General features: G+C 61.6%; 21 protein-coding genes. 11 read left to right on the top strand and 10 right to left on the bottom strand.

Features of this window, described 5'->3' with window-relative positions:
- Nucleotides 1-31: 31 nt before the first annotated feature.
- Together AC07E3_RS01605 and AC07E3_RS01600 are read right to left on the bottom strand one after the other, a co-directional pair.
- Nucleotides 32-1,192 (bottom strand): YcbK family protein, encoded by a 1,161-nt coding sequence (locus AC07E3_RS01605; protein ID WP_478360101.1) that lies wholly within the window; start codon nucleotides 1,190-1,192, stop codon nucleotides 32-34.
- Between the two features lie 267 nt (nucleotides 1,193-1,459).
- Nucleotides 1,460-3,289 carry a PHA/PHB synthase family protein gene (locus AC07E3_RS01600; RefSeq protein WP_478360100.1) on the bottom strand — a complete coding sequence of 610 codons (1,830 nt, stop codon included), beginning with the start codon at nucleotides 3,287-3,289 and terminating at the stop codon, nucleotides 1,460-1,462.
- A gap of 206 nt (nucleotides 3,290-3,495) precedes the next feature.
- On the opposite strand from AC07E3_RS01600, the gene AC07E3_RS01595 reads away from it, so the two are divergent.
- The 5 genes from AC07E3_RS01595 to recJ all read left to right on the top strand — a co-directional run bounded on the left by AC07E3_RS01595 (nucleotide 3,496) and on the right by recJ (nucleotide 9,435).
- Complete coding sequence (locus AC07E3_RS01595) at nucleotides 3,496-3,825, top strand: hypothetical protein (RefSeq protein WP_478360099.1); 330 nt, start codon at nucleotides 3,496-3,498, stop codon at nucleotides 3,823-3,825.
- A gap of 86 nt (nucleotides 3,826-3,911) precedes the next feature.
- Nucleotides 3,912-5,129, top strand: a complete 1,218-nt coding sequence (locus tag AC07E3_RS01590) for an LL-diaminopimelate aminotransferase (RefSeq protein ID WP_478360135.1) — start codon at nucleotides 3,912-3,914, stop codon at nucleotides 5,127-5,129.
- A gap of 40 nt (nucleotides 5,130-5,169) precedes the next feature.
- Entirely contained in the window at nucleotides 5,170-6,483 is a 1,314-nt protein-coding gene (locus AC07E3_RS01585) for a homoserine dehydrogenase (RefSeq protein ID WP_025031114.1), read from the top strand.
- Nucleotides 6,484-6,623: 140 nt separating this feature from the next.
- Nucleotides 6,624-7,601, top strand: a complete 978-nt coding sequence (glpX, locus tag AC07E3_RS01580) for a class II fructose-bisphosphatase (RefSeq protein ID WP_065815120.1) — start codon at nucleotides 6,624-6,626, stop codon at nucleotides 7,599-7,601.
- A gap of 52 nt (nucleotides 7,602-7,653) precedes the next feature.
- Nucleotides 7,654-9,435 carry a single-stranded-DNA-specific exonuclease RecJ gene (recJ, locus tag AC07E3_RS01575; RefSeq protein ID WP_478360098.1) on the top strand — a complete coding sequence of 594 codons (1,782 nt, stop codon included), beginning with the start codon at nucleotides 7,654-7,656 and terminating at the stop codon, nucleotides 9,433-9,435.
- 9 nt (nucleotides 9,436-9,444) lie between these two features.
- Here recJ and AC07E3_RS01570 read toward each other — a convergent pair whose 3' ends face one another.
- The 3 genes from AC07E3_RS01570 to folE form a co-directional block, all read right to left on the bottom strand.
- Nucleotides 9,445-10,431, bottom strand: a complete 987-nt coding sequence (locus AC07E3_RS01570) for a patatin family protein (RefSeq protein WP_478360097.1) — start codon at nucleotides 10,429-10,431, stop codon at nucleotides 9,445-9,447.
- 187 nt (nucleotides 10,432-10,618) lie between these two features.
- On the bottom strand, nucleotides 10,619-11,065 hold the full coding sequence (gene hisI / locus AC07E3_RS01565) for a phosphoribosyl-AMP cyclohydrolase (RefSeq protein WP_478360096.1): 447 nt from the start codon (nucleotides 11,063-11,065) through the stop codon (nucleotides 10,619-10,621).
- Nucleotides 11,065-11,730: a GTP cyclohydrolase I FolE gene (gene folE / locus AC07E3_RS01560; RefSeq protein ID WP_478360095.1), complete on the bottom strand. Its 666-nt coding sequence runs from the start codon at nucleotides 11,728-11,730 to the stop codon at nucleotides 11,065-11,067. The genes hisI and folE overlap by 1 nt, the downstream gene beginning before the upstream one ends.
- Before the next feature lie 242 nt (nucleotides 11,731-11,972).
- Between folE and AC07E3_RS01555 the strand changes: the two genes are divergently transcribed.
- The 3 genes from AC07E3_RS01555 (at nucleotide 11,973) to thrS (ending at nucleotide 14,892) form a co-directional block, all read left to right on the top strand.
- Nucleotides 11,973-12,419 (top strand): iron-sulfur cluster assembly scaffold protein, encoded by a 447-nt coding sequence (locus AC07E3_RS01555; protein ID WP_336068454.1) that lies wholly within the window; start codon nucleotides 11,973-11,975, stop codon nucleotides 12,417-12,419.
- Between the two features lie 4 nt (nucleotides 12,420-12,423).
- Complete coding sequence (gene yidD / locus AC07E3_RS01550) at nucleotides 12,424-12,762, top strand: membrane protein insertion efficiency factor YidD (protein ID WP_336068727.1); 339 nt, start codon at nucleotides 12,424-12,426, stop codon at nucleotides 12,760-12,762.
- 144 nt (nucleotides 12,763-12,906) lie between these two features.
- Nucleotides 12,907-14,892: a threonine--tRNA ligase gene (thrS, locus tag AC07E3_RS01545; protein ID WP_478360094.1), complete on the top strand. Its 1,986-nt coding sequence runs from the start codon at nucleotides 12,907-12,909 to the stop codon at nucleotides 14,890-14,892.
- 69 nt (nucleotides 14,893-14,961) lie between these two features.
- On the opposite strand, the gene AC07E3_RS01540 is transcribed toward thrS, so the two are convergent.
- Nucleotides 14,962-15,870, bottom strand: a complete 909-nt coding sequence (locus AC07E3_RS01540) for a hypothetical protein (protein ID WP_065815381.1) — start codon at nucleotides 15,868-15,870, stop codon at nucleotides 14,962-14,964.
- Between the two features lie 208 nt (nucleotides 15,871-16,078).
- On the opposite strand from AC07E3_RS01540, the gene AC07E3_RS01535 reads away from it, so the two are divergent.
- Complete coding sequence (locus AC07E3_RS01535) at nucleotides 16,079-16,639, top strand: nitroreductase family protein (protein ID WP_478360134.1); 561 nt, start codon at nucleotides 16,079-16,081, stop codon at nucleotides 16,637-16,639.
- A 13-nt stretch (nucleotides 16,640-16,652) separates the two neighbouring features.
- Entirely contained in the window at nucleotides 16,653-17,261 is a 609-nt protein-coding gene (locus AC07E3_RS01530) for a flavin reductase family protein (RefSeq protein ID WP_090329874.1), read from the top strand.
- Nucleotides 17,262-17,269: 8 nt separating this feature from the next.
- Here the strand turns inward: AC07E3_RS01530 and AC07E3_RS01525 are convergent, their stop codons facing one another.
- Both AC07E3_RS01525 and AC07E3_RS01520 read right to left on the bottom strand, forming a co-directional pair.
- On the bottom strand, nucleotides 17,270-18,148 hold the full coding sequence (locus AC07E3_RS01525; RefSeq protein ID WP_336068463.1) for an HpcH/HpaI aldolase/citrate lyase family protein: 879 nt from the start codon (nucleotides 18,146-18,148) through the stop codon (nucleotides 17,270-17,272).
- Nucleotides 18,148-18,603: a MaoC family dehydratase gene (locus tag AC07E3_RS01520; RefSeq protein ID WP_349367089.1), complete on the bottom strand. Its 456-nt coding sequence runs from the start codon at nucleotides 18,601-18,603 to the stop codon at nucleotides 18,148-18,150. The genes AC07E3_RS01525 and AC07E3_RS01520 overlap by 1 nt, the downstream gene beginning before the upstream one ends.
- Nucleotides 18,604-18,748: 145 nt before the next feature.
- Between AC07E3_RS01520 and AC07E3_RS01515 the strand changes: the two genes are divergently transcribed.
- Nucleotides 18,749-19,894 (top strand): DUF2336 domain-containing protein, encoded by a 1,146-nt coding sequence (locus AC07E3_RS01515; RefSeq protein WP_478360093.1) that lies wholly within the window; start codon nucleotides 18,749-18,751, stop codon nucleotides 19,892-19,894.
- A 13-nt stretch (nucleotides 19,895-19,907) separates the two neighbouring features.
- On the opposite strand, the gene parE is transcribed toward AC07E3_RS01515, so the two are convergent.
- Entirely contained in the window at nucleotides 19,908-21,965 is a 2,058-nt protein-coding gene (parE, locus tag AC07E3_RS01510; protein ID WP_336068468.1) for a DNA topoisomerase IV subunit B, read from the bottom strand.
- Nucleotides 21,966-22,156: 191 nt separating this feature from the next.
- Nucleotides 22,157-24,958 (bottom strand): aminomethyl-transferring glycine dehydrogenase, encoded by a 2,802-nt coding sequence (gcvP, locus tag AC07E3_RS01505; RefSeq protein WP_478360092.1) that lies wholly within the window; start codon nucleotides 24,956-24,958, stop codon nucleotides 22,157-22,159.
- Nucleotides 24,959-24,965: the final 7 nt, after the last annotated feature.

The following is a 24,965-nucleotide window of genomic DNA, read 5'->3' as shown; positions in this document are numbered from 1 at the left end:
TCTTGTGATGGTTCTATGCTTTTTTTGTGATTTATTTTCTGCGGCGGCAGCGCCAGTTCCAGTCGCGCTCCGGGCCGACGTCGACATGGACTGATTTTGTGTGGCAATAGGTGCCCACACCGCCACGACCCGGCATGGAACGGACATATTTGGCCAGTTCCCACTTGCTCACGCCTTCGATCTGGATGTCGGCGGCGGCGCAATACATATGCAGAGATTTGCGGGCGCCGCGCACGCGGCGGTTATAGCTCGGGCTGCGGTAACCGGATGTCACCACGATTCGCTTGCCGTAATGACGCTCAATGGTCTTGAGCATGCCGACAAGGGCCGGCTTCAGGCAGGCGGTATCCACGCTTTCGCGCTGTTTCAGGAGACCGTTGGGGGCGAGGCGTGCCATGCCTGCCGCCGAAGCAACCTGATAGGCTGGCTCTTCTTCGTAAATGTCCGCGTCCGCATCAGAATCGCTGCTGCCGGACCTGCTGGAAAACTCAAAAAGGCTTTCGCCCTGGCGTACGCCGGGCAGGGCCGAGCCCATATTGACGGATGCCTGCACCGGCTTCGTGTCCGGGGAGACGGAGGCAAGCACCACTTTCGGCTCCTCGTCTTTCGGCTTTGCACTTGCCTGACTGATGAGCGGGCGGGTTGCTTTCTCGGCCGCTTTTGCAGCCTGTGGCTCCCGAGCGGAGAAGAACGCCGATAGGAAACTCTGGCGCTTTGATGCCGATTCTTCCTGGGAGCCGGTGCCGTCGGCGGCGACCGCAACGTCGTCGGAGGGAGCTTCGTCAGTTGCTGCTGGTTCTGCAGACTGGGCGACGGTGTTGTCAGTTGCGGTGGCGGAGACCTGCGGTGCACTTTCGGCGGACGCAGCCTCTGCTGTCGCTTCAGCTGGTGCGATTGGCGCTGCTGCGGTTTCCGTTGTGGTTTCGGCAACCGGCTCTGCTTTTTCAGCAGCGCCCGGGCGTTCTTTCGGGAGTGGCACCGCGTTTGCCGATGCGGCTTCGTCCGCGCCGGGGGCAGATGCAATCAGAGCGCCATCGCTGGCCGCGAGATCGGAGTTGGTGTCGTCGCTTTGCAGTGCGGCCGGGGCGAGGCCAAGCTGGGTTACGGGATCCGAGGTGGTGGAGCAGGACGCCAGAAACAGAGCGCACATAACACTCGCCAGGCTGGTCCGGCCAAAGCTCATCACCGTCATACAGCGTTTTCCGCTCTCGTCCCCCAGCAACAGAAATGTGCCCCCTCAACTGATTTGCCACACGCTCTACGGTGAACTGAAATCTGGGTCGCAAACTTGTGGCAAGTGCTTGTCTTGCCTGCGAATCTCAGCCCGTTGGAAAACCATATAGGCGTTAGAAAACAATTGAGGCAAGAACATGTTTCAGAGCAAGACTATGTCAAAGTTCAAATCAGGCCCTTAAAAGCATTGTTTCATGCCGTCACGTTGTGTGATCAGTCCCTCATCCTAGGCGCGGATACGCACATAATTTCCAGGGGCTTCTCCGAGGGACTTCCTGCTCTTTGCTGGCTTCCGGGCTTTCACCTTTTTGTCGTCCTGTGCGACGATCCAGTCGTGCCAGCGCGGCCACCAGGAGCCGGCGTTCTCCGTGGCTTTCGCCATCCAGTCGTCTAGTTCCCCGTTGGGTTTTGCGCCGGTCCAGAACTGATATTTCTTCATCTCGGGCGGGTTGATGACGCCGGCGATGTGACCCGAGCCTGCGAGGACGAACTCAACCGGTCCCCCGAAAAAGCGGCTGCCAAGGAACACGGACTTTGCGGGCGCAATGTGATCTTCGCGTGTCGCAAGGTTGAAGATCGGAATCTTGATCTGCTCGAGATGAAGCGCTTTGCCGCGGAGTGTAGCGCGCCCGCGTGAGAGATTGTTCTCCAAGTAGCAGTTGCGCAGATAGTAGGAGTGATTGGCGGCGGCCAGCCGGGTGGAATCGGAATTCCAGTAAAGGAGATCGAAGGGCAGCGGCGCCTGACCGCGCAGGTAGTTGTTGACCACGTAGGGCCAGATCAGATCACCGGCGCGCAGCATGTTGAACGCTGTCGCCATGCGTGTTGCATCGAGGTAGCCGCGCTCGCGCATGGCTGCGTCCAGCGCCCTGATCTGATCTTCGTCGACGAAGACCTTGAGGTCTCCTGCAAATGTGAAGTCCACCTGCGTGGTCAGAAGCGTCGCCGAGGCTATGCGGTTGTCATCTTCGGCAGCCATCAGGGCGAGGCCGGCTGCAAGCAGTGTGCCGCCGACGCAGTACCCCATTGCATTGACCTGTCTTTCTCCGGTCGCAGCTTCGATCGTGTCCAGCGCAAACCGTATGCCCTGATCGATATAGTCCGCCCAGTCGAGGCGCGCGTGACGCTCGTCCGGGTTGACCCAGGAGATGACGAAGACCGTATGGCCCTGTTCGACGGCCCAGCGAATGAAGGACCGCTTCGGGTTGAGGTCGAGAATGTAGAATTTGTTGATCCAAGGCGGGACGATGAGGAGCGGCCGCTTCAGTACGTTCTTCGTGGTGGGGTCGTATTGGAGGACCTCGACCAGGTCGTTGCGCGCAACGACCCTGCCGGGGGTGGTGGCGATGTTTTCGCCGACCCTGAATTTGGAACTGTCGGACTGTCTGAGTTTCAGGTCACCCTTGCCGGCGGCAATGTCCTCGGCAAGCATGCGCATGCCGCGCACCAGGTTTTCGCCATCGCTCGCCATCGTCTCACGGTAGAGCTCGGGATTGGTGAGCAGGAAATTTGATGGAGAAAGAGCCTGGCTCATCTGCTCGACGTAGAAGCGAGCCTTGTGGCGGGTTATGTCATCGAGGTTGTCGGCGCCGTCCACGAGATCGGACGCCCAGCGCGCTGTAACGAGGTAGGCCTGTTTCAGGAAGCTGAAAAACGCGTTGCGCCCCCATTCAGGATCCTGGAAACGTTTGTCGGTGGTGGAGGCTTGTGCGTAGTCGCCGACGTTCTCCTCGTTCATGCGGCGAATTGCGTTCGCCCAGATGCCCATGAATTCGGCGAAGAGGCGGGTCTGTGCCTCAAGTGCGCGGCCGGGGTCGCCAAGCCAGTATTCACTGACGCGCGAGAATGTTCTGATCATGTCGGCAAGCGGGGCGGCTGTGATGTCGCTCGATTCGCCCTTTTCCCGTGCCTCCGTCCAGGAGGCGGCCGCCTTGCCGAGTTCCTCCAGCGCCCGCGCGAGATTTTGTGCGAGACGCTCGGGGTCTTTTGCGAAATACTGGTCGAGTGTTGTGCCTGCGTGGTTTTCTGCGCCGTTGGTCTGCTTTTTCTGAGCCATAATCTGCGCCTGCAACCTGGACGCGCCTTTCAAGCGGCGCGTTGTTAACGTAATCTCACGGGAGGCTCCCCCGCGACCATCATGCATGGTAGTGGCTTGAATCGGAAGAGAATATGAAAATTAGACCTCATGGCGGATTTTTTCGCGCGACCGGATTGATCGCCCCGGCGGCTGCGCTTTCGCTGGCTCTTGGGGGGTGTATGAGCATGAGCCTTGAAGATGCCGCACCGTCTGCCGCGATCACAACGCCAGCGCCGATGCCGCAGCCTGCTCCGCGAACAGCAGCTGAGGTCGTAAGCGGGCCCGGCGTCCGCAATACCGGCGCATATCCCGATCTGAACATCCCGCCGGAATCGGCTGCAACGCCGATCGATGCAACCGAGAAGGATGCACTAACCCGCGACCTTTCCGCCGCGCGCGATCGTCTGGCGGGCCGCGCGCCGACCAACAATGCCGAGGCGGAAGCGATCCGGCTGCGTCGCCTGGCGAAAACGCATGCTGATCGGCAACTCGAGGAAATCGAAAAGAGCGAGTAGCTTCGGTTTGCTCCCCTCGACCGTTTGGGGGAATGGGTATATGAGGACCGGGCGTCGTCCTGCACGACCCGCATTGAGGTATGATGATGGAAGAATTCCATAAGATCCGCCGGCTTCCGCCCTATGTGTTTGAGCAGGTGAACCGCCTGAAGGCCAGCGCGCGGTCGCGCGGGGCCGACATCATCGATCTGGGCATGGGCAATCCCGACCTGCCAACCCCGCAGGCCATTGTCGACAAGCTGTGCGACGTTGTGCGTGATCCACGCACGCATCGCTACTCGTCTTCGCGCGGCATTCCGGGGCTTCGTCGCGCGCAGGCCGCTTACTACGAGCGCCGCTTTGGTGTGAAACTTGATCCTGAGACCCAGGTGGTTGCGACGCTTGGCTCCAAGGAGGGCTTTGCCAACATGGCCCAGGCGATCACAGCGCCGGGCGATGTGGTTCTGTGTCCGAACCCGACCTATCCAATCCACGCTTTCGGTTTCATCATGTCGGGTGGTGTCGTGCGCGCCATTCCCGCCGAACCGGATGCGAATTTCATACCGGCACTTGAGCGGGCGGTGCGCTATTCAACGCCGAAACCGCTGGCGCTTATCCTCAACTATCCGTCGAACCCGACGGCCTGCATGGCATCGCTGGATTTTTACAGGGACGTGGTGACGTTCGCTCGAAAGAACGATTTGATCATCCTGTCCGATCTTGCTTATTCGGAAATCTATTTCGATGGCAATCCGCCGCCTTCCGTTCTGGAGGTGCCGGGCGCGATGGATGTGACGGTGGAGTTCACCTCCATGTCCAAAACGTTTTCCATGCCCGGCTGGCGCATGGGATTTGCGGTCGGCAATGAGCGGCTGATTGCAGCGCTTTCGCGCGTAAAGTCTTATCTGGACTACGGCGCGTTCACACCGATCCAGGTGGCTGCCGCCGCAGCATTGAACTCGGATGGCACGGAGATTGAAGAGGTGCGCGAGGTCTATCGCCGCCGCCGCGACGTGCTTGTGGAATCGTTTGGCCGTGCGGGCTGGGTTGTGCCTCCGCCGCCCGCAACAATGTTTGTCTGGGTGCCGATCCCGGACGCCTACCGCGAACTGGGCTCTCTGGAGTTTTCCAAGCTGTTGGTCGAAAAGGCCGAGGTGGCCGTGGCACCGGGCATCGGTTTCGGTGAGTTCGGCGACCAGCATGTGCGCATCGCCCTGGTGGAAAACGAGCACCGGATCCGCCAGGCCGCGCGCAGCATCAAGCGCTTCCTTGCAACGGCACCGGAAAACACCGACAACGTCATCCCGCTCGGCGCCCGGCGCTGAGTCTCACTCACTGAACTTTTGAGAAGGAGCACGCCGCATCATGGCCGAAGCGTTGCGTATTGGAATTGCGGGTTTGGGAACCGTGGGAGCTTCCGTTGTGCGCTGCATGACGGACAAGGAAGCGGAACTGACCAGGCAATGTGGACGCACGATGGCTCTGACAGCGGTTTCGGCGCGTGACCGCACCCGCGATCGCGGCATAGAGCTTGGAAATGCGCAGTGGTTTGACGATCCGGTGGAGCTGGCCAGGTCGGCCGAGATCGATGTCTTCGTCGAACTGATCGGCGGCGACAGCGGCGCGGCTTACGACGCCGTGAAGGCGGCGCTGGAGGCCGGACGCCACGTAGTCACGGCGAACAAGGCACTCCTTTCCAAACACGGTGTCGCGCTGGCGGCGATTGCCGAGGAGAAAGGCGTTCTCCTCAACTACGAGGCTGCGGTGGCGGGCGGCATTCCCGTCATCAAGACAATGCGTGAGGCGCTTGCCGGCAATGAGGTGAGCCGTGTGTTCGGCATCATGAACGGCACCGCCAACTATATCCTGACGCGGATGGAAGAAGAGGGGCTCTCCTTCGAGGACTGCCTCGCCGAGGCGCAGCGCCTTGGATATGCCGAGGCCGATCCGACCTTCGACATCGAGGGGCACGACACGGCGCACAAGCTCTCCATCCTTACCAGTCTCGCTTTCGGCTGTAAGATTTCGGCTGACGATATCTATATGGAGGGCATCTCCAACATCAGCCAGGCCGACATTCGTGCGGCCAGCGAGCTCGGCTACCGTATCAAACTGCTTGGCGTTGCGGTGAAGACCGAGAGCGGGATCGAACAGCGGGTTCACCCGACCATGGTTCCGACACACTCCGTTATTGCGCAGGTTCATGGCGTGACCAATGCCGTGGCCATCGAAACGGATGTGCTTGGCGAACTTCTGCTTTCGGGGCCCGGTGCCGGCGGAAATGCCACGGCATCCGCGGTTATCGGCGATATGGCTGACATTGCAAAGAGCCGCCCCGGTTTCCAGCATGGGCCCGTCTTCGGGCGTCCGGCCGCGAAGCTGAAGCCCTACAAGCGCGCGCGTATGCGCTCCCATGAAGGCGGCTATTTCATTCGCATGACGGTGCATGACCGTGCCGGCGTCTTTGCGGCCATCGCCAAGCGCATGGCCGACAATGAGATCTCGCTCGAATCGATCGTCCAGCATGCCGATGGCGGTCTGCCGGACGAGCAGAAGAATGTGATTCTCGTGACACATGAGACGACCGAGGCGGCCGTGCGCAAGGCGGTCGACGGCGTGATGAAGGACGGCCACCTGGTCGACAAGCCACAGGTTATCCGCATCGAGCGGGCGGCCTGACGCACAATTCGCGCCTGTCACATTTATTCAATCGATTCATGTTTTTGACGGGGCGGACGGGGTCTTGCCGTGCCGCGCCGTCTTTGCCACAAGAAGCCGTCCTGCTCATGGGAAGCAGGTAAAGATCAGGATCTGGATATATGTTGAAAGCCACGCAGGCGGGTCTCGACCGCATTCTCACACTGGAACTCGTTCGTGTGACAGAGCGCGCGGCGGTGGCTGCGGCGCGGCTGCGCGGGCGCGGCGACGAGAAGGCGGCGGACCAGGTGGCCGTTGATGCCATGCGCTCGGAGCTAAACCGTCTGCCGATCAAGGGCACGGTCGTCATCGGCGAGGGCGAGCGCGACGAAGCGCCCATGCTCTATATTGGCGAGGAAGTGGGCGTCGGCGAGGGGCCGGAGGTCGACATCGCGCTCGATCCGCTGGAAGGCACCACGATCTGCGCAAAAAACCTGCCCAACTCGCTGGCGGTGATCGCCATCGCAGAGCGCGGCAGCCTTCTTTATGCGCCGGACGTCTACATGGAGAAGATTGCGGTTGGACCGGGTTATCCCGACGGGGTTGTCGATCTTGACGCTCCTGCGGTGGAGAATATCGAGGCGCTGGCCAGGGCCAAGGGCGTTCCGGTCAACGAGATCACGGCGTGTATTCTCGACCGGCCCCGCCATGCGCGCCTGATCGAGGACGTGCGCGGCACGGGCGCTGCGATCCGCCTGATCGGCGACGGTGACGTGGCCGGCGTGATCCACACGACCGATCCGGACGAAACCGGTATCGATATCTATCTGGGCATTGGCGGAGCGCCGGAAGGTGTTCTGGCTGCGGCGGCATTGCGCTGCATTGGCGGCCAGATGCAGGGCCGCCTGCAGCTCAACACCGAGGAAAAGATCGCACGCGCCGCCAAGATGGGCATCTCCGACCCGAACAAGGTCTATCGCATGGACGAGATGGCCAAGGGCGACGTGCTGTTCGCTGCGACCGGTGTGACGGACGGCAATCTGCTTTCCGGTGTCAAGTTTGGCCGCGATCAGATCTCCACCCACACGATCGTTATGCGCTCTTCTTCGCAGACGGTGCGCGAGATCATTGCTCGCCATCAGGATCTGGACAAGTTCTGAGGACGCCGGGAGGCGCTTGCCATTGTCCGTCCTCTGTGAAACCTAGGCGGCGATGACTGGCGATAAACGATACTTCCTTGATGTCCGGAGCTCCGCGCGCGGTCTCGCCTGGGAGCACAGGCTAGACCTGCGGGGCGAGAACGCTGCGCTGGCGATGGCGCAGTCGCACGGTATTCCTGAAATCGTGGCGCGTGTGCTCGCCGGGCGCGGGGTGGATATGGATGACGCAAAGCGCTTTCTCGATCCAACCATCCGCGATCTCTTGCCCGATCCCGCAACGCTGACCGACATGGACAAGGCTGCCGAAAGGCTGGCCCACGCGGTGCGGCGCGGCGAGAAGGTGGCGATCTTTGGCGATTATGACGTCGATGGGGCTGTTTCCTCGGCCATGATGAAGCGCTTTCTCGCGCATTACGGCATCGACGCTGAAATCTATATTCCCGACCGGATTTTCGAGGGCTATGGCCCCAATCCGGATGCGATGCGCGATCTTGCGGGGCGGGCCGCTCTCATCGTGACGGTGGATTGCGGGGTCAACAGCGCTGCAGCCATCGCCGCCGCAAATGAGGCGGGCGCGGATGTGGTGGTGCTCGATCATCACCAGGTGGGGGACGATTTGCCGGAAGCGGTCGCTGTCGTGAATCCCAACCGCGAGGATGACCTTTCGGGGCAGGGTTTTCTGTGTGCTGCGGGCGTCGTTTTTCTTGCGCTGGTGCAGACGGCGAAGCATCTGCGGCAGGGGGGCGTTGCCAAACCACCACCGGACCTGCTCGCGCTTCTCGATCTCGTGGCACTCGGCACGGTATGCGATGTGGTGCCGCTTGTGGGTGTCAACCGGGCTTTTGTGGTGAAAGGGCTTCTGGCCGCGCGCCAGATGAAGACGCCGGGGCTTGCCGCGCTGGCGCGCGTATCCCGCATCGGCGAGCCACTCAACCCCTATCATCTGGGCTTCATGATCGGACCGCGCATCAACGCCGGAGGGCGTATCGGCAATGCGGCTCTGGGCAGCAACCTGCTCGCCAGCGACGATCCGGCAGAGGCCGCAAAAATTGCCGAGACGCTCGACCGGCTGAACACCGAGCGCCAGGATATGGAAACGGTGATGCTTGCGGAGGCGAAGGCCGAAGCGGATGCCGAATTGATGGCGGGTGAGGGGCCTGCCGTGCTTGTCACCGCGAGCGAACGCTGGCACCCGGGCATTGTCGGTCTGCTCGCTTCGCGCCTTAAGGATCACGCACGGCGGCCGACATTCGCGATTGCGTTCGATCCGAATGGCAAGGGAACCGGATCGGGGCGCTCCATTCCGGGGTTCGACCTGGGCAAGATCGTGCGTGAAGCGGTGGCTGAAGGGCTGCTGGTGAAGGGAGGCGGGCACGCGATGGCTGCCGGAATCACAATCGAGCGCAGCAAGCTCGGGTCGCTTCGCGCGTTTTTCGAGGAACGTGCAGCGAGTGCCGTGAAGAAGCTGCGCGACGGTGAGAGCCTGAAGATCGACGCAGCACTCTCTGCCGATGGTGCCGGTTTTGCGTTGCTTGATGCGCTGGAGACGGCGGGGCCTTACGGTTCCGGCCATCCAACGCCGGTGCTTGCGCTACCGCGCCACCGGCTCGCGGATGCACGTATTGTTGGCAATGGTCACATCCGCGCCGAGCTGCGTTCGCAAACTGGCGCACGCATGGAAGCAATTGCTTTTCGCGCTGCCGAGACTGATCTCGGCAATTTCCTGTTCGCCAATCGTGGCGCGACCATTCACGTGGCTGGAACGCTGGCGGCCAATCACTGGAATGGAACGAAGCGTATCCAGATGCGTCTGCAGGATGCGGCGAGCGCCTGATGGAAGGGTTTAGCCGAGAACGGCGATGATCCGGTCGAGCTCGGAAAGGCGTGCCTGGGTGGTCTCGTAGCCGATGGCAATGGCCTCGTCGGCGCGATGAAATTCCGTAAGGCCGATGTGGCCGAGCTTCGGCTGGAGCGACAGGTCCGGTGGGTCGCCGGCCATACGGGCGCGCGAAATCCGATCCTGAATGATGTTGAAGGCCTCCACCATCACGCCGGTAATGCCAAGCCTATGATTGCGCTCGTGCGGGCCCCTGTCGACCACAAGCGGTGCTTTCTCGCCATCTTCGGTTTCCCGGGGCATGTCGGCAGCGTGCTTGATGACCGCAGCGCGCCCGAAGAGGTCGTAGTGAAGATTGACGGCCATGACGAGTGGCTGCTCATAGGAACGGCAGGCGGATACGGGGACCGGGTTGACGAGCGCTCCGTCAACAAGCACGCGGCCGTTGCAGGTGACGGGCTCGAAGACACCTGGCAAAGCATAGGATGCGCGCATGGCCGTTATCAGTGACCCGCTCGACAACCAGATTTCGTGACCGGTGCGGATTTCCGCCGCCACACAGACGAAGGGTTTTGACAGATCGTCGAAGGTGACGCCCCGCAAATGCTCTTCCATGCGTGCCGTCAGCTTCATGCCGCCAAAAAGGCCGCTGCCGCCGAAGTTGATGTCGAGAAGACCGAAAATGCGGCGTTTGGTCAGGGAGCGGGCGAATTCTTCCAGTTCGTCCAGTTTGCCTGCCAGATAACAGCCACCGACAAGCGCACCAATTGACGTCCCGGCGATCATTCCGATGGGAATCTTCGCTTCTTCAAGGGCACGCAGAACACCAATGTGGGCCCAGCCACGCGCCGCGCCCCCGCCCAGTGCGAGCGCAATTCCATTGCGGGGATTTGGTGCCGGAACCGGATCGACCGCGGGCGGCTCCGGCGAAACCACATCGATCTGCCGGTTTTCCTGTTTTCTGCGTAGAGATGCCCAGTCGAGCATGATCATCTCCTCGTCCCCATGGCATCATGCCCGGGAACTGTATCAAATTGGTGAATATGCGTCGCTTTTGCGAACCGAACGGTTCAACGCTGCCTCACCCGGGAACGCGGGGGATTCCCCAGCCCTTTAGATGTGCGTTCCCAACTGGAAAGTCTATGCCACAGATGTTCAAGAAATCGAGACCGACTTTTGGTCAAGCCTGTCCGTCTTTGTGACCCAGAGGCTTTATGCCAAGGTCGATGAGAACCGCCTTGCCGTCGCGAATGCTCACATTTCGGTAGAAGCAGGAGCGGCGACCGGTGTGACAGGTCGCACCATCGCCGGCGACCTTCACGCTCAGATGCACAGCGTCCTGATCGCAATCCGTCGCGATGGAGACAATGTGCTGGACGTTTCCGGAGGTCTCGCCCTTTTTCCAGATCTTTGCACGTGAACGCGACCAGTAATGGGCAATGCCGGTTTCCAGCGTCATGGACAGTGCCTCGGCATTCATGTGGGCAACCATCAGGAGCGCATTCGTTTCGGCATCTGTCACGACCGCCGTGAGAAGGCCATTGGCATCAAAGCGCGGCGAAAAAGCCGTGCCTTCTTCAAGCGCGGCCTTGTCGGACGGGGCCGGGGGAAAGAGCAGTGTCGACATCAGCCGTGCTTGTCGCGCAACATGGTCATGAAGCGCGCCTGTTCCTGGAGTTCTTCCCGGTAGACGCCCGTGAACGTGGTGGTGAGCGTCACGGAACCCTGCTTGCGGATGCCGCGCATGGCCATGCACATGTGCTCGGCCTCCACCAGCACGGCGACACCGCGCGGCTTGAGCACGTCCTGGATGACATGGGCGATCTGTGCCGTCATGGCTTCCTGTGTCTGCAGGCGGCGGGCGAAGATGTCCACCACGCGGGCGATTTTGGACAGGCCGACCACTTTTCCATCCGGTAAATAGGCCACATGCGCCTTGCCGATGATAGGCACCATGTGATGTTCGCAGTGGGAGTGGAACGAGATGTCCTTGATGAGGACCATGTCGTTGTAGCCCTGCACTTCCTCAAAGGTACGGCCCAGTTCCTCGGCGGGGCACTGGTCGTAGCCGGAAAACATTTCGCGATAGGCCTTGGCGACACGCTGGGGTGTCTCGATAAGGCCTTCACGAGCAATATCGTCGCCGGTCCAGCGCAGAAGGGTGCGCACGGCGTTCTCCACCTCTTCCTGGGATGGGCGGTCGGTAACTGGCTTATCCATATAGGATTTTGTCTCCGCGATTTTCTCACCCTTATCGGTGTGAGGCGGAAAGTTCTTGATAACTGCGTCCATAAAAGGCGTCTCCCGTAGTCCCTGTCTCAGCAGCGACGAGTTGAACGGTTCACGGCCTTATCCAGCGGGTAATGGAGAAAAATCTCAGCCCGGCCCGACAGCGGCGTGCACGAAACCGGAACCCGCAAGCGCATCATGCCTTGTCGCGGGCCCACAGCGATCATTATATAAGTGCCCTGGAGCAGAAGGAAAGGTGTCGAAGCGACATTGATGTGTTTCGACTGCGGCAGAACGGAAATTCTATGCTGGACGATGTCTACAACGCAAAAATTCTTGGTTTTGCCGGCAATATTCAGCGGATCGGGCGGCTGGACGCGCCGGATGCCACGGCAAAAGCGCATTCCAAACTCTGTGGCTCGACTGTCGTGGTCGATCTCAGGATGGAGGGCGATACGGTTGTTGATTTCGCGCATGAGGTGAAAGCCTGTGCTCTGGGGCAGGCATCGTCTTCCATCATGGCCGCTCATGTTGTCGGCGCCAAGTCTGGTGAGCTGCGGCGGGTCCGGGAGCAGATGTACGCGATGCTCAAGGAGGAGGGCACACCGCCAAACGGGCGTTTCGATGATCTGAAATATCTGGAGCCGGTGCGTGGCTACAAGGCACGTCACGCTTCCACGCTGCTGACTTTCGATGCGGTTGTGGACGCGATCGACCAGATTGAGAAGGCGCGTGCCGGCGCAGCCGCCTGACATCATGGTTCACCCCGCGCGGAGCCGAAACTGGCAGGGGCCCTGGCCTAAGACGCCCGGTCGCCTGTTGGGGACCGCGATGATCCGGCTCTACCAACTCACGCTCTCAGGATTTATCGGCAATTCCTGCCGGCATTTCCCCACCTGTTCGGAATACGCCTATGAGGCAATTGCCCGGCATGGGCTGTGGTCGGGTGGTTGGATGGGGCTTTTCCGTGTGGTGCGGTGTGGGCCTGGCGGCACACACGGCGTCGACCCGGTGCCTGATGTGCTTGAACCTGAACTGAAATGGTGGGCGCCCTGGCGTTACTGGAAGGTGGCGAGGCAGAAGGGCGGGCATTGATTTAACCGTCGCCTGCACGGTGGCAGCCGGGTGTATCCGGTTTGCCCTTTACCTTCACGGCTGAAACGCTTATCCCGAGCCCGCAAACCAAAAAATGCCCAAACCACCCGCGCTCGTTGGCGGGACTGGATAAGGAGAAGACTTATGGCTGAGGCCGTTTCCCTAAAATTTCCCGATGGCTCCGTTCGTGAATATGACGCGGCGACGACCGGCGCTGACATTGCAGCCGGCATCTCCAAGTCGCTCGCAAAGAAGTCCGTCGCCTATGCGCTCGATGGCACAGTGCGCGACCTTTCCGAGCCTGTCGGTACGTCCGGCGATCTTGAGATCATCACCCGCGACGACCCGCGCGCGCTGGAACTGATCCGGCACGATGCCGCGCACGTGCTCGCCGAAGCCGTGCAGGAACTCTGGCCCGGCACCCAGGTCACCATCGGCCCGGTGATCGAGAACGGCTTCTATTACGATTTTGCCCGCAATGAGCCCTTCACGCCCGAAGACCTGCCGGTCATTGAGAAGAAGATGGCGGAGATCATTGCGCGCAACAAGCCTTTCACCAGGGAAGTCTGGTCGCGTGACAAGGCCAAGAAAGTGTTCGCCGAGAAGGGCGAGAGCTACAAGGTCGAGCTGATCGACGCGATCCCCGAGGATCAGGACGTCAAGATCTACGCGCAGGGTGACTGGTTCGACCTTTGCCGCGGTCCGCACATGGTCTCGACCGGCCAGATCGGCAAGGCTTTCAAGCTTATGAAGGTGGCCGGCGCCTACTGGCGCGGCGATGCCAACAATCCGATGCTGACCCGCATCTACGGTACGGCCTGGCAGACGCAGGAGGAACTCGACCAGTATCTCCACATGCTGGAAGAGGCCGAAAAGCGCGATCACCGCCGCCTTGGCCGCGAGATGGACCTGTTCCATTTCCAGGAGGAGGGACCGGGCGTCGTGTTCTGGCATTCCAAGGGCTGGCGCATGTTCCAGAACCTTGTGAGCTACATGCGCCGCAGGCTTGCGACCGATGGCTATGACGAGGTGAATGCGCCGCAGGTGCTCGACAAGAGCCTGTGGGAGACCTCCGGTCACTGGGGCTGGTACAAGGAGAACATGTTCAAGGTGGAATGCGCGGACGACGAGGCGGAAGACACCCGCACCTTCGCGCTCAAGCCGATGAACTGCCCCGGCCATGTGCAGATCTTCAAGCACGGACTGAAGTCCTACCGCGATCTGCCGATCCGGATGGCCGAGTTCGGCAATGTGCATCGCTACGAGCCTTCGGGCGCGCTGCACGGCCTGATGCGCGTGCGCGGCTTCACGCAGGACGATGCGCACATCTTCTGCACGGAAGACCAGCTTGCAGCCGAATGCCTGAAGATCAACGATCTGATCCTCTCCACCTATGCCGATTTCGGCTTTGAGGAGATCACCGTTTTCTTCTCCACGCGCCCTGAAAAGCGCGTTGGGTCGGATGCGCTGTGGGATCACGCCGAGGAGATCATGGCTGGCGTTCTCAAGAAGATCGCTGCTTCCGACAGCCGCATCAAGACGGCGATCAACCCGGGTGATGGCGCGTTCTATGGGCCGAAGTTCGACTACGTTCTGAAGGACGCCATCGGCCGCGAATGGCAGTGCGGCACGACGCAGATCGACTTCAACCTGCCGGAGCGTTTCGGTGCCTTCTACATCGATCATGATTCGGAAAAGAAGCAGCCGGTCATGGTGCACCGGGCGATCTGCGGCTCGATGGAGCGTTTCCTCGGCATTCTGATCGAGAACTTCGCCGGTCACTTCCCGCTCTGGTTTGCGCCGGTGCAGGTGGTGGTGGCGACCATCACGTCCGATGCCGACGCGTATGCGCTGAAAGTGACGGAGGCGCTGAAGGAGGCCGGACTTCTGGCCGAGGCGGATCTGCGCAACGAGAAGATCAACTACAAGGTCCGCGAGCACTCGCTGGCCAAGGTTCCGGTCATCCTCGTCTGCGGCAAGCGCGAAGCGGAAGAAGGCACGGTCAATATTCGCCGGCTGGGCAGCCGCGATCAGGCGTCCATGTCGCTGGCCGATGTGACCGCAATGCTGGCCGACGAGGCAACGCCGCCTGACCTGAAGCGCAGGGCCGCAAGGGCGGCTGCCGCTTAAGGCTTTTCAGGACTTCACCAAATGGAAAGAAGCCGTACTTTTGCGCGGCTTTTTTCATTTGAGGGGGAATCAGTCGGGAAACTGGTTTCGCGTGTCGAGCAGGTCCGTCGGAAGCAGTTCCACGTCCTGATTGCGGCCGGGCACGACCGAAAAGTCGCGCTGGTAGATGCGGTCGCGGTTCTTGGCGACAATGGTGTAGTCGCCTTCAGCGAGCACCATTGAGGCATAGGCGCTGACCGTCTCGTAGACGATTTCACCGGTGTCGGTGAGTACGGACCACGCAGTGTCGGCGATGGCTTCGCCGCCGCGTTCACGGACAAGCTTCATGGTAAGGTCGGCAGCGCGGTGTTCGACCGTTGCCTCAGTCAGCTTTCCGGCCTCGACACGGATATCGGAGCGGATGACGGCGTTCATCGCTCCATATTTCGCCACGACATGGTAGGTGCCGGCATTGAGGCGCACGATGCTGCCCGGCTCGACATTGGGCAATATCAGGGTTCCATCGCCAATATTGTCTTCGCTCGCCTCGTAGATCGAGAAGCGGAGCTGGTTCTGCGGAATTCGTACGCCGCCAGGCAGGATCGCGTTCAGCTTGAGCCCGCCCGCATCGAGAAAGAGATCCTCGCGCACCGGCTCACGACCGACGGTGATGCGTTTGGTGACGCCGGCGCGACCGTAGGCTGCGTGGACGAGGTAACTGCCCGGCGCAAGCTGGAAAACACCGTTGCCGCCGCGCGCTGTGGCAACGAGCGGAAGCTTTTCGTCGGCGCCCGGCTGCGTTCCAAAAATGCGCCAGACAAGACCATTGGGGATTTCCTCGCCGCCTTCGTTCAAATGAGCGACGAGCGTGACCTCGCCGGTATCGGCAATAGCCAGTGCATCGTCCACCGAGGCAGGAGCGTAATTGTTGAGGCCGGGCAGGCGCAGACCATCGACGGCATTTGCCGCATCATCCTGTGCATAGGCGGGAAGCGCCATCAGGAACGGGGCACACAGGGCGAGAATGGAAAGTGTCGTTCTTAAAGGACTGCGCATGTCCGACATGAAGCCCAAGGCGGTGGCAATTTCAAGGCGTTTGTGCGATCTGGTTTCCACGACCCGCCAGCTTGTACAAACCGTCCTGGCTGTTTCAGGCCATGCATATCCCACAGGAGACAGACAATTGCACCCATCCGTGCTTGATTTCATGCTTGCGCGCCGCTCTACGCCGGTGAAGGATCTTGCGGAACCGGCACCGACCGATAAGGAAATCGAGACCATATTGACGGTGGCCTCGCGTGTGCCCGATCACGGTCGGCTGACGCCATGGCGTTTCATTATTTATCGTGGCGATGTGCGCAGGCAGATCGGGGAGGCGCTGGCCGCACGCGCCATTGAGCGCGAGGGTGCGTTGCCCGAGCCGCGGATCGAGCAGGAGCGGACCCGCTTTTCGCGTGCACCGCTGGTCATTGGCGTGGTCTGCGTGCCGAAGGAGAGCCCGACCATTCCCGAATGGGAGATGTTCCTGTCCGGCGGCATGGCTGCGATGAATCTCATGATTGCTGCGAATGCGCTGGGCTACGGCACGAATCTCATCACCAACTGGTATTCGGACGATGCCGAAGGCCGTCGCATTCTGGGACTTGCACCGCGCGAACGGGTGGTCGGGTTCGTGCATATCGGTTCCTATGATGTGGAGCTTCAGGAGCGCCCGCGTCCGGAGCTCAAGACCATCGTTTCCGACTATGCCGGGCCATGGGAGGCGTGATGTGGGAGGCGTGATGTTTTACGAACCGTCCAAGGGGCATGGCCTGCCGCACGATCCGTTCAAGGCCATAGTGTCGCCCCGCCCGATCGGGTGGATTTCCACACTGTCGAAGGAGGGGGAGGCCAATCTGGCACCCTATTCCTTTTTCAATGCGATTTCGTCCAATCCGCATCTGGTGTTTTTTTCCTCGGAAGGGGCGAAGGACAGCGCCACGCATGCAGAAGAGACCGGCGAGTTTGTCGTGAATCTTGCCAGTCATCATCTGGCGGAGCAGCTGAATGCCAGTTCCGTCGATGCGCCGCGCGGTGTCAGCGAGTTCGCCTATGCGGGGCTCACGGAAGCACCCTCGCTGCTTGTGAAACCGCCACGTGTTGCCGAATGCCATGCGGCGCTCGAATGCAGGGTGACCGAGGTGCGACACCCGCTGGGGCTCGACGGTTCACCGGCTGGCGTGATTGTCGTTACCGGGGAGGTGGTGGGCGTCCATATCAGCGAGGCGGTGCTGAAAGACGGGCTGTTCGATGCGGTGGCAGCCGGCAATATGGCACGCCTGGGGTATCGCGACTATTCGACTGTGACCGAGGTCTTTCAGATGACGCGCCCGCAGTGGAAGGACGGTTAATGTCTTTGTCAGGCCGATGATGCCTCAGCCGCGCGTGCGAGAACGCGTTCGGCAAGGGCGAGGTGCGGGCGGTCATACATCCGCCCGCCGATGTTGACCACGCCGGCATTGCCGGCGGCTGAAAAGGCTTCCACCACGGCGCGGGCCTTTGCCACCTCTTCATCCGAGGGCGTGAAGATGGTATTGATCGGTTCGACCTGCGCAGGGTGAATGGCCATTTTGGCAACGAAACCGTCACGGGCAGCCAGTTGGCAATCCCTTGTGAAAGCCTCTGTATCCGAGAAGTTCGGGAACACGGTGTCGATCGCTGGAACGCCTGCCGCCGCAGCCGCCAGAAGCGTCATGTTGCGGGCGAGCTGAAAGAGCGGCGTATAGCTTCCGTCTTCATGGCGCGCAGCAAGCGCGCCAATATGGGCCGACAGGTCTTCCGCGCCCCAGGTCAACCCGGCCAGCCGGTCGCTGGAACCCCGATAGCTGGCGGCGTTGAGAACGCCCAGCGCCGTTTCCGTGATGATCGGCAGGATGCGCGTGCGGCCGTCTTCGATCCCGTTTTCTGCTTCGTGAACACGCAGCGCCGCTGCGAGACGCGCGACGTCATTCCCGCCTTCGGCCTTGGGGAGCATGATGCCATCCGGCCGGCCCTTCATGACGACAGCCAGATCGTCTTCGGTCAATCCGGTCGCAAGGTCGTTCACCCTAACGTAAAGCTGAGCATTCGTGCGCGAGCGCGCCGACTGAAGGAAGACTGCGGTGATGCGTCGCCCCTCTGCCTTGCTGTCGAGGCTGACCGAATCTTCGAGATCGGCGATCAGGACATCGCTCTGCGAACTGATGGCCTTTTCGAGCTTGCGTTCAGAATCACCGGGCACGAAGAGCAGTGAGCGCATCAGGCATCTCTCTTTTTGAGGATCATCGCCTGGCGCAGGCAGCGGGCCACCAGCCTGTCATCCTGATTGTAGGCGCGGTGCTCGAATTCCACGATGCCGCGATCGGGCCGGGATTTCGATTCGCGCACGGATTTCACCTCTGTCTCCACGCGGATGGTGTCGCCATGGAACACCGGGTGGGGAAAGCTGGTTTCGGTCATTCCGAGATTGGCCACTGTCGTGCCGAGTGTGGTGTCGTGGACGGAAATGCCGATCATCAGGCCGAGGGTGAAGAGGGAATTGACCAGCGGCTTGCCCCATTCGGTCTTCTCGGCAAAGGCGAAATCGATGTGCAGTGGCTGGGGGTTCAGCGTCATGGTCGAAAACAGCATGTTGTCGCTTTCGGTGACGCTTTTGCGCAGCGTGTGCTGAAACACCTGTCCCGGCTGGAACTCCTGAAGATAAAGGCCGGCCATTCCGCTCCTCCCGTCCTGCTCCGAAACGATCTTCAGCTTCTTGATAGGCGGGCCGGCCGCACCCTGCAAGCGGGCACTTATGGTAAACGTTTCCTATACGAATTCGCGCTAGGTTCGGTTCAGACAGGGCGGGAGTGTGACTTCGGTGCAGGTGGTTCAGCATTTTCTCAAGTGGACGCAGACGGCAAAAGTGGCTGAACGCGCGGGCGCGGCGGCAGCTCTTGCTAGAGCCTATCTCGACGGAGAGCTTCCGTTCGAGGATCGCTACGCCGCCGAGGCGGCGCTGACAGCCCTGCTTGACGATCCTTCTTCAAAAGTGCGGTCTGCGCTGGCGGAGGCGCTCTCCATGAGCCGGCACGCGCCGGTGCAGGTGGTGGCGGCCCTGGCGGCGGATCAGCCGGATGTTGCCGCGCCGATCCTGGCCCGCTCGCCGGTCTTGTCCGACCCCGACCTGATCGACCGGGTGGCTGACGGGCGCGGGGGGACGCAATGCCTTATAGCGCGACGTCCCCAATTGAGCATGAGTGTCTCGGCGGCCATCGCCGAGGTTGGATCGCTCGAGGCTTGTCTGGCATTGGCCGAAAACCCGAGCGCAGACATTGCAGCCGTGAGCTTCCGCCGCATGATCGAGCGCCATGGGAGCAATGCACCTTTGCGCGAGGCGTTGGCTGCCGACCCCCGTCTTCCCTCCGATTGCCGCCATGTGCTTTTGACGCAGCTCGGAGAAGCCCTGCGCGACGCGCCGCTCGTGCGGGCACTGGTAGGGGCGGCACGGGCGGAAAAGCTGACGCGGGACGCATGTATACGAGCTTCACTCACATTGATCGAGACCATCGATCCGGAAGAGCACGGAGCAATGGTTGAGCATCTGCGCATTCGCGGAGACCTGACAACCAGTTTCATCGTCAGGTTGGTGGCGCATGGCAAGATCGATTTCTTCGGTCATGTGCTCATGGTCCTGACAGGGCAGCCTTTGGCCCGGATCAGCGGGCTTCTGGTGAATGGCCGCGACCTGGCGATGGCTGCGCTGTTGCAAAAGGCAGGGCTCGCAAAGCCCGTTCACCGGCCCATCATCCGGGCTCTGTCCGTCTGGCGCGAAGTGGCGCAGGGAAAACGCCTGGCGGGCGCACAGGAAGTCTCATGGCTGATGCTGGAGAGTATCGGTGCAACGCCCGGACAGCCGGGCCCGGTACAGGATGCTGCTGAACTGGCCGGCCTTCTGAGGTCCATCCATCTCGACGCGCTGCGTGAAAACGCCCGCGTGCAGGCGCAGGCTATCGCTGCTGCCTGAACCCGCAGAAAATTCAAATATCCAGCTCTTCTGCGAACTCGGCATTTTCCTGGATAAAGCGGAAACGCGCCTCGGGCTTCGTCCCCATCAGGGAATCGATCGTGCTCTTCGTTGCTTCCTGACCGCCCAGGACCGTAACACGTAGCAATGTTCGCTTGGCAGGGTCCATGGTCGTTTCCTTGAGCTGGCTCGCCATCATCTCGCCAAGGCCCTTGAAACGGCCGATCTCGACCTTGCCGCGACCGGTGAACTCGGTTTCCAGAAGTTCGTCCTTATGCGCATCATCGCGCGCATACATGGTCTTGCCGCCCTGGCTGATGCGGTAGAGCGGGGGCACAGCCATGTAGAGATGCCCGTTTTCGATGAGCTGCGGCATTTCCTGATAGAAAAAGGTAATCAGCAGAGAAGCAATGTGCGCGCCGTCGACGTCGGCGTCGGTCATGATGATGACGCGGTCGTAGCGAAGGTCGTCTTCGCGGTATTTCGAGCGCGTGCCGCAGCCGAGCGCCTGGGTGATGTCGGATATCTGCTGGTTAGCGGCGAGCTTGCCCGTGCCGGCGCTGGCGACGTTCAGGATCTTGCCGCGCAGCGGCAGAACGGCCTGGCTGGCGCGGTTGCGCGCCTGTTTGGCGGAGCCACCGGCCGAGTCACCCTCGACGATGAAGATTTCGGCACCCGCTGCCGCACCCATAGTGCAGTCGGCGAGCTTTCCGGGAAGGCGCAGCTTGCGCACGGCGCTCTTGCGGCTGACCTCGCGCTCCTGACGGCGGCGCAGGCGCTCGTCGGCGCGGGCGACGACCCATTCGAGGAGCTTGGAGGCTTCCTGCGGGTTTTCGGCCAGCCAGTGATCGAAGGGATCGCGCACGGCGTTTTCGACAATGCGCATCGCAGCTGCCGTCGCCAGCTTGTCCTTGGTCTGGCCGACGAATTCCGGCTCGCGCACAAAGACCGAGAGCATGCCGGCGGCCGAGATCATCACGTCTTCGGAGGTGATGATGGAGGCCCGCTTGTTGCCAGTGAGTTCGGCATAGCCGCGCAGACCACGCAGAAGCGCATTGCGGAAACCGGTCTCGTGCGTCCCGCCCTCCGGCGTGGGCACGGTGTTACAGTAGGAATTGAGCATGGCGTCGCCGCCATACCAGGTGATCGCCCATTCAACCGCGCCATGACCGGAGTTCTTTTCGCTACGGCCGGAGAACACTTCCTTCGTGACCTGAAACTGGCCGTCCAGCGAGGCGTTCAGATAGTCCTTGAGACCACCTGGGAAGTGGAAGGTCGCCTTTTCCGGCGTTTCGTCCTTTTCGCCAATCAGCTCGGGCGCGCAGACCCAGCGTATTTCGACACCGCCAAAGAGATAGGCTTTGGACCGCGCCATGCGGTAGAGGCGTGCGGGTTCGAATTTCGCGCCCTTGCCGAAGATCTGTTCGTCTGGCTTGAACCGCACCCTCGTGCCGCGCCGGTTGTGAACGTCGCCAAGCTTTTCAAGCCCGCCCTGCGGCAGGCCGCGCGAAAAGGTCTGGCGGAAGAGCTGGCGATTGCGGGCAACCTCAACCTGAAGGAGTTCGGACAGGGCGTTGACTACGGACACGCCAACGCCGTGAAGGCCGCCGGAGGTTTCGTAGACCTTGGAATCGAATTTACCACCGGCGTGCAGCGTCGTCATGATGACTTCGAGAGCCGACTTGTCCTTGAATTTCGGGTGCGGGTCCACCGGGATGCCGCGACCATTGTCGGTGACGGCGAGATAGCCTTCCGCATCAAGCTCCACTTCAATGAAGGTGGCGTGGCCGGCCACAGCCTCATCCATGGAGTTGTCGATGACTTCGGCGAACAGGTGATGCAGCGCTTTGTCGTCGGTGCCGCCGATATACATGCCGGGACGGCGACGGACGGGCTCAAGGCCTTCCAGAACCTCAATGTCGGCCGCGCTGTACCCATCGCTGGAAGCATCGGGCGATGCAGACGGTGCTGGGCGCGCAGCGGGCTTGCGCTCGGGCGCTGCCGGCTCCGGTGCCTTCGCACGTTCCACATTGGCGGTCATTCCGGCGAAAAGGTCGTTGTTGTCGTCCATGAAGCGTGTGGTGTCCTGTCCGCGAATCACATCGCAGTTTGCCATGGTTTGCAAGGCAAAGCGAAGCCTGTTCCGGTTCCGTTCGGAGTGTGTGGACGACGCTCTACCAGAAAGCGCGGGCCTCAGCCAAGAGGTGCGGCAAAAATGAGCGATCATCTCCCCAGATGGGGAGATGATCCGTTTCGTGCTGGTTAGCTTGCCAGTGCCTCGATGGGCGGGCAGGCGCAGACGAGATTGCGGTCGCCGCTGACATTATCGACGCGCGAGACCGGCGGCCAGTATTTGGATGCGGACGCCAGCGAACCTTCGGGGAAGGCGGCTTCGCTGCGGCTGTAGGGGTGTGTCCACTCGTCACCCATCAGCTCCATCGCGGTGTGCGGTGCATTGGTGAGCGGATTGTCATCCTTCGGCCATTCGCCCTTTTCCACCTTCGCAGCTTCCTCAGCGATGGAGATCATCGCCTGACAGAAGCGGTCGACTTCGCTCTTCGGCTCCGATTCCGTCGGCTCCACCATCAGCGTGCCCGCAACTGGGAAGCTCATGGTCGGGGCGTGGAAGCCATAATCGATCAGCCGCTTTGCGATGTCGTCGACTGTGATGCCGGCGCGATCCTTGAAGACCCGCGTGTCGAGAATGCACTCATGCGCGACACGGTCGTTGCGGCCCTTGTAGAGCACCGGGTAGTGCTCTTTCAGGCTGTGGGCGATGTAGTTGGCGTTGAGGATCGCGGTTTCCGTCGCCCGCTTGAGGCCGTCGCCGCCCATCATGCGGATATACATCCACGTGATCGGCAGGATCGACGCGCTGCCATAGGGGGCTGCCGCCACCGCATGGCTGCTGCCGAGCGCCACATGCCCCGGCACGAAGGGCTTCAGATGCGCCTTGACGCCGATGGGGCCGACGCCCGGTCCACCGCCGCCATGGGGAATGCAGAAGGTCTTGTGCAGGTTCAGGTGGCAGACATCCGCACCCAGATCACCCGGACGGGCAAGCCCGACCATGGCGTTGAGATTGGCGCCGTCGAAATAGACCTGGCCGCCATGCTCGTGGATCACCGCGCACATGTCGCGCACGCCTTCCTCGAACACACCATGGGTCGACGGGTAGGTCAGCATCAGCGCCGCCAGCCTGTCGGCATGCTCTTCCGCCTTCGCCTTCAGGTCGTCCTGATCGATATTGCCATCTTCCGTGCAGCGCACGACCACCACCTGCATGCCGGCCATGGAGGCAGACGCCGGGTTGGTGCCATGGGCGGAGGAGGGGATAAGGCAGATGTCGCGGTCGCCTTCGCCACGCTCGGCGTGGTAGCGGCGGATGGCCAGAAGGCCTGCATATTCGCCCTGGCTGCCGGCATTGGGCTGCAGCGAGACTGCATCGAAGCCGGTGATTTCCGAGAGCCAGCGGTCCAGATCGTCGATCATGCGGCGATAGCCAACCGTGTGCTCTTGCGGGGCGAAGGGATGAAGACCACCCACTTCCGGCCAGCTCACGGGCATCATCTCGGCGGCGGCGTTGAGCTTCATGGTGCAGGAGCCGAGCGGGATCATGGCGCGGTCGAGCGCAAGATCCTTGTCGGCGAGCCTGCGCAGGAAGCGCATCATCTCTGTTTCCGAGCGGTGCGAATGGAAGTCCGGCTGGGTGAGGAAGCCTTCGCCGCGCGCTGTGGCTGGGGCAAGCCGGGGCGCCGTTTCCGGCAAGGTCGCACCGAACAGGGTCGCAAGGGCCGCAAGATCGTCCTCGTCCGTGGTTTCATCCATGTTGATGGCGATCCGGTCGGCGTCAATGACACGCAGGAGCCGCCCGTCGGCCTCTGCTTTTCTGGCGATCTCTTCTGCCTTGCCCGGAACGGTGGCGGTGACCGTATCGAAGATCACGTCGCCCGCAAGTTTTACGCCTGCGGCCTTCAGTGCGGCATGCAGACGCGCAGCACGCCCGTGAACCGTTTCGGCGATTGCCGCGAGCCCTTCCGGGCCGTGCCAGATGGCGAACGCGGCTGCCATATTCGCAAGCAGCGCCTGTGCGGTGCAGATGTTGGAGGTCGCCTTGTCGCGGCGGATGTGCTGCTCACGGGTCTGCAGCGCCAGACGGTAGCCCGGACGGCCATGCGCATCGACCGACTGGCCGACGAGACGGCCGGGCATGAGGCGCGTCAGCTTGTCCGATACGGCGCAATAGGCTGCGTGCGGACCGCCAAAGCCCATCGGCACGCCAAAACGCTGCATCGAACCAACGGCGATATCCGCGCCGAGCGCTGCCGGCGTTTCGCTCAAAAGCAGGCCGAGCGGGTCGGCGACCATGATGACGATGGCACCCTTGTCCTTCGCTTTGGCGATGAGGGCGCTGTGGTCGCCATAGATGCCATAGGTGTCGGCCCACGGGACGATGAGGGCAAAGGTGTCATCGTCGATCGTGTCGCCATCGACCTCGATGCCAAGCGGCTCGGCACGGGTGACAACCACATCGCGCGTCTGCGGATGGAGGTCACCGGCAAATGCCAGCCTGTTGCGCCTGGAACGGTGGTGCCGCCAGGCGATGCCCACCGCTTCGGCGACGGCCGAGCCTTCGTCCAGCAGGGACGCAGAGGCAACCGGCAGGCCGGTCAGTTCCGTCACCAGTGTCTGAAAATGGAACAGGAGTTCCAGGCGGCCCTGGCTGATCTCCGACTGGTATGGCGTGTAGGCCGTGTACCAGGCGGGGTTTTCAAACAGGTTGCGCTGGATGACCGGGGGTACCTTCACGCCGTGATAGCCGGCGCCGATGAAGCTTTTCAGCACCCTGTTCTGGCGCATGGCGGCGCCAAGCTCGGCAAGCGCCTCGGCTTCGCTGGCGGCCGGCGGCAGCTCGAGCGGGCGTCCGAGACGAATGGAATTCGGGACCGCCTGCGTGATCAGTGTTTCGAGCGAGGGAACGCCAAGGGCCGCCAGGATGGCCTTGGTTTCTTCCCCACGCGGGCCGATATGGCGGGCGGCAAAAGGAACGTTGTTCTGGGGCATGATGTTT

Source organism: Nitratireductor lacus (assembly GCF_056431025.1).
Note: the sequence above shows the minus strand (reverse complement) of the source record. Positions and strands in the feature narration are given on the sequence as shown.

Excerpts from the sequence above, each read along its gene's own strand:
- AC07E3_RS01535 (WP_478360134.1), top strand. The coding sequence starts at position 16,079 with ATGCTTGCGCGCCGCTCTACGCCGGTGAAGGATCTTGCGGAACCGGCA.
- AC07E3_RS01555 (WP_336068454.1), top strand. The coding sequence starts at position 11,973 with ATGCTGGACGATGTCTACAACGCAAAAATTCTTGGTTTTGCCGGCAAT.
- AC07E3_RS01585 (WP_025031114.1), top strand. The coding sequence starts at position 5,170 with ATGGCCGAAGCGTTGCGTATTGGAATTGCGGGTTTGGGAACCGTGGGA.
- AC07E3_RS01530 (WP_090329874.1), top strand. The coding sequence starts at position 16,653 with ATGTTTTACGAACCGTCCAAGGGGCATGGCCTGCCGCACGATCCGTTC.
- folE (WP_478360095.1), bottom strand. The coding sequence starts at position 11,730 with ATGGACGCAGTTATCAAGAACTTTCCGCCTCACACCGATAAGGGTGAG.
- AC07E3_RS01570 (WP_478360097.1), bottom strand. The coding sequence starts at position 10,431 with ATGATCATGCTCGACTGGGCATCTCTACGCAGAAAACAGGAAAACCGG.
- AC07E3_RS01590 (WP_478360135.1), top strand. The coding sequence starts at position 3,912 with ATGGAAGAATTCCATAAGATCCGCCGGCTTCCGCCCTATGTGTTTGAG.
- AC07E3_RS01600 (WP_478360100.1), bottom strand. The coding sequence starts at position 3,289 with ATGGCTCAGAAAAAGCAGACCAACGGCGCAGAAAACCACGCAGGCACA.
- thrS (WP_478360094.1), top strand. The coding sequence starts at position 12,907 with ATGGCTGAGGCCGTTTCCCTAAAATTTCCCGATGGCTCCGTTCGTGAA.
- recJ (WP_478360098.1), top strand. The coding sequence starts at position 7,654 with ATGACTGGCGATAAACGATACTTCCTTGATGTCCGGAGCTCCGCGCGC.
- yidD (WP_336068727.1), top strand. The coding sequence starts at position 12,424 with ATGGTTCACCCCGCGCGGAGCCGAAACTGGCAGGGGCCCTGGCCTAAG.
- AC07E3_RS01540 (WP_065815381.1), bottom strand. The coding sequence starts at position 15,870 with ATGGCGCTTCCCGCCTATGCACAGGATGATGCGGCAAATGCCGTCGAT.
- AC07E3_RS01595 (WP_478360099.1), top strand. The coding sequence starts at position 3,496 with ATGAGCCTTGAAGATGCCGCACCGTCTGCCGCGATCACAACGCCAGCG.
- gcvP (WP_478360092.1), bottom strand. The coding sequence starts at position 24,958 with ATGCCCCAGAACAACGTTCCTTTTGCCGCCCGCCATATCGGCCCGCGT.
- AC07E3_RS01605 (WP_478360101.1), bottom strand. The coding sequence starts at position 1,192 with ATGACGGTGATGAGCTTTGGCCGGACCAGCCTGGCGAGTGTTATGTGC.
- AC07E3_RS01520 (WP_349367089.1), bottom strand. The coding sequence starts at position 18,603 with ATGGCCGGCCTTTATCTTCAGGAGTTCCAGCCGGGACAGGTGTTTCAG.
- glpX (WP_065815120.1), top strand. The coding sequence starts at position 6,624 with ATGTTGAAAGCCACGCAGGCGGGTCTCGACCGCATTCTCACACTGGAA.
- parE (WP_336068468.1), bottom strand. The coding sequence starts at position 21,965 with ATGGACGACAACAACGACCTTTTCGCCGGAATGACCGCCAATGTGGAA.
- AC07E3_RS01525 (WP_336068463.1), bottom strand. The coding sequence starts at position 18,148 with ATGCGCTCACTGCTCTTCGTGCCCGGTGATTCTGAACGCAAGCTCGAA.
- hisI (WP_478360096.1), bottom strand. The coding sequence starts at position 11,065 with ATGTCGACACTGCTCTTTCCCCCGGCCCCGTCCGACAAGGCCGCGCTT.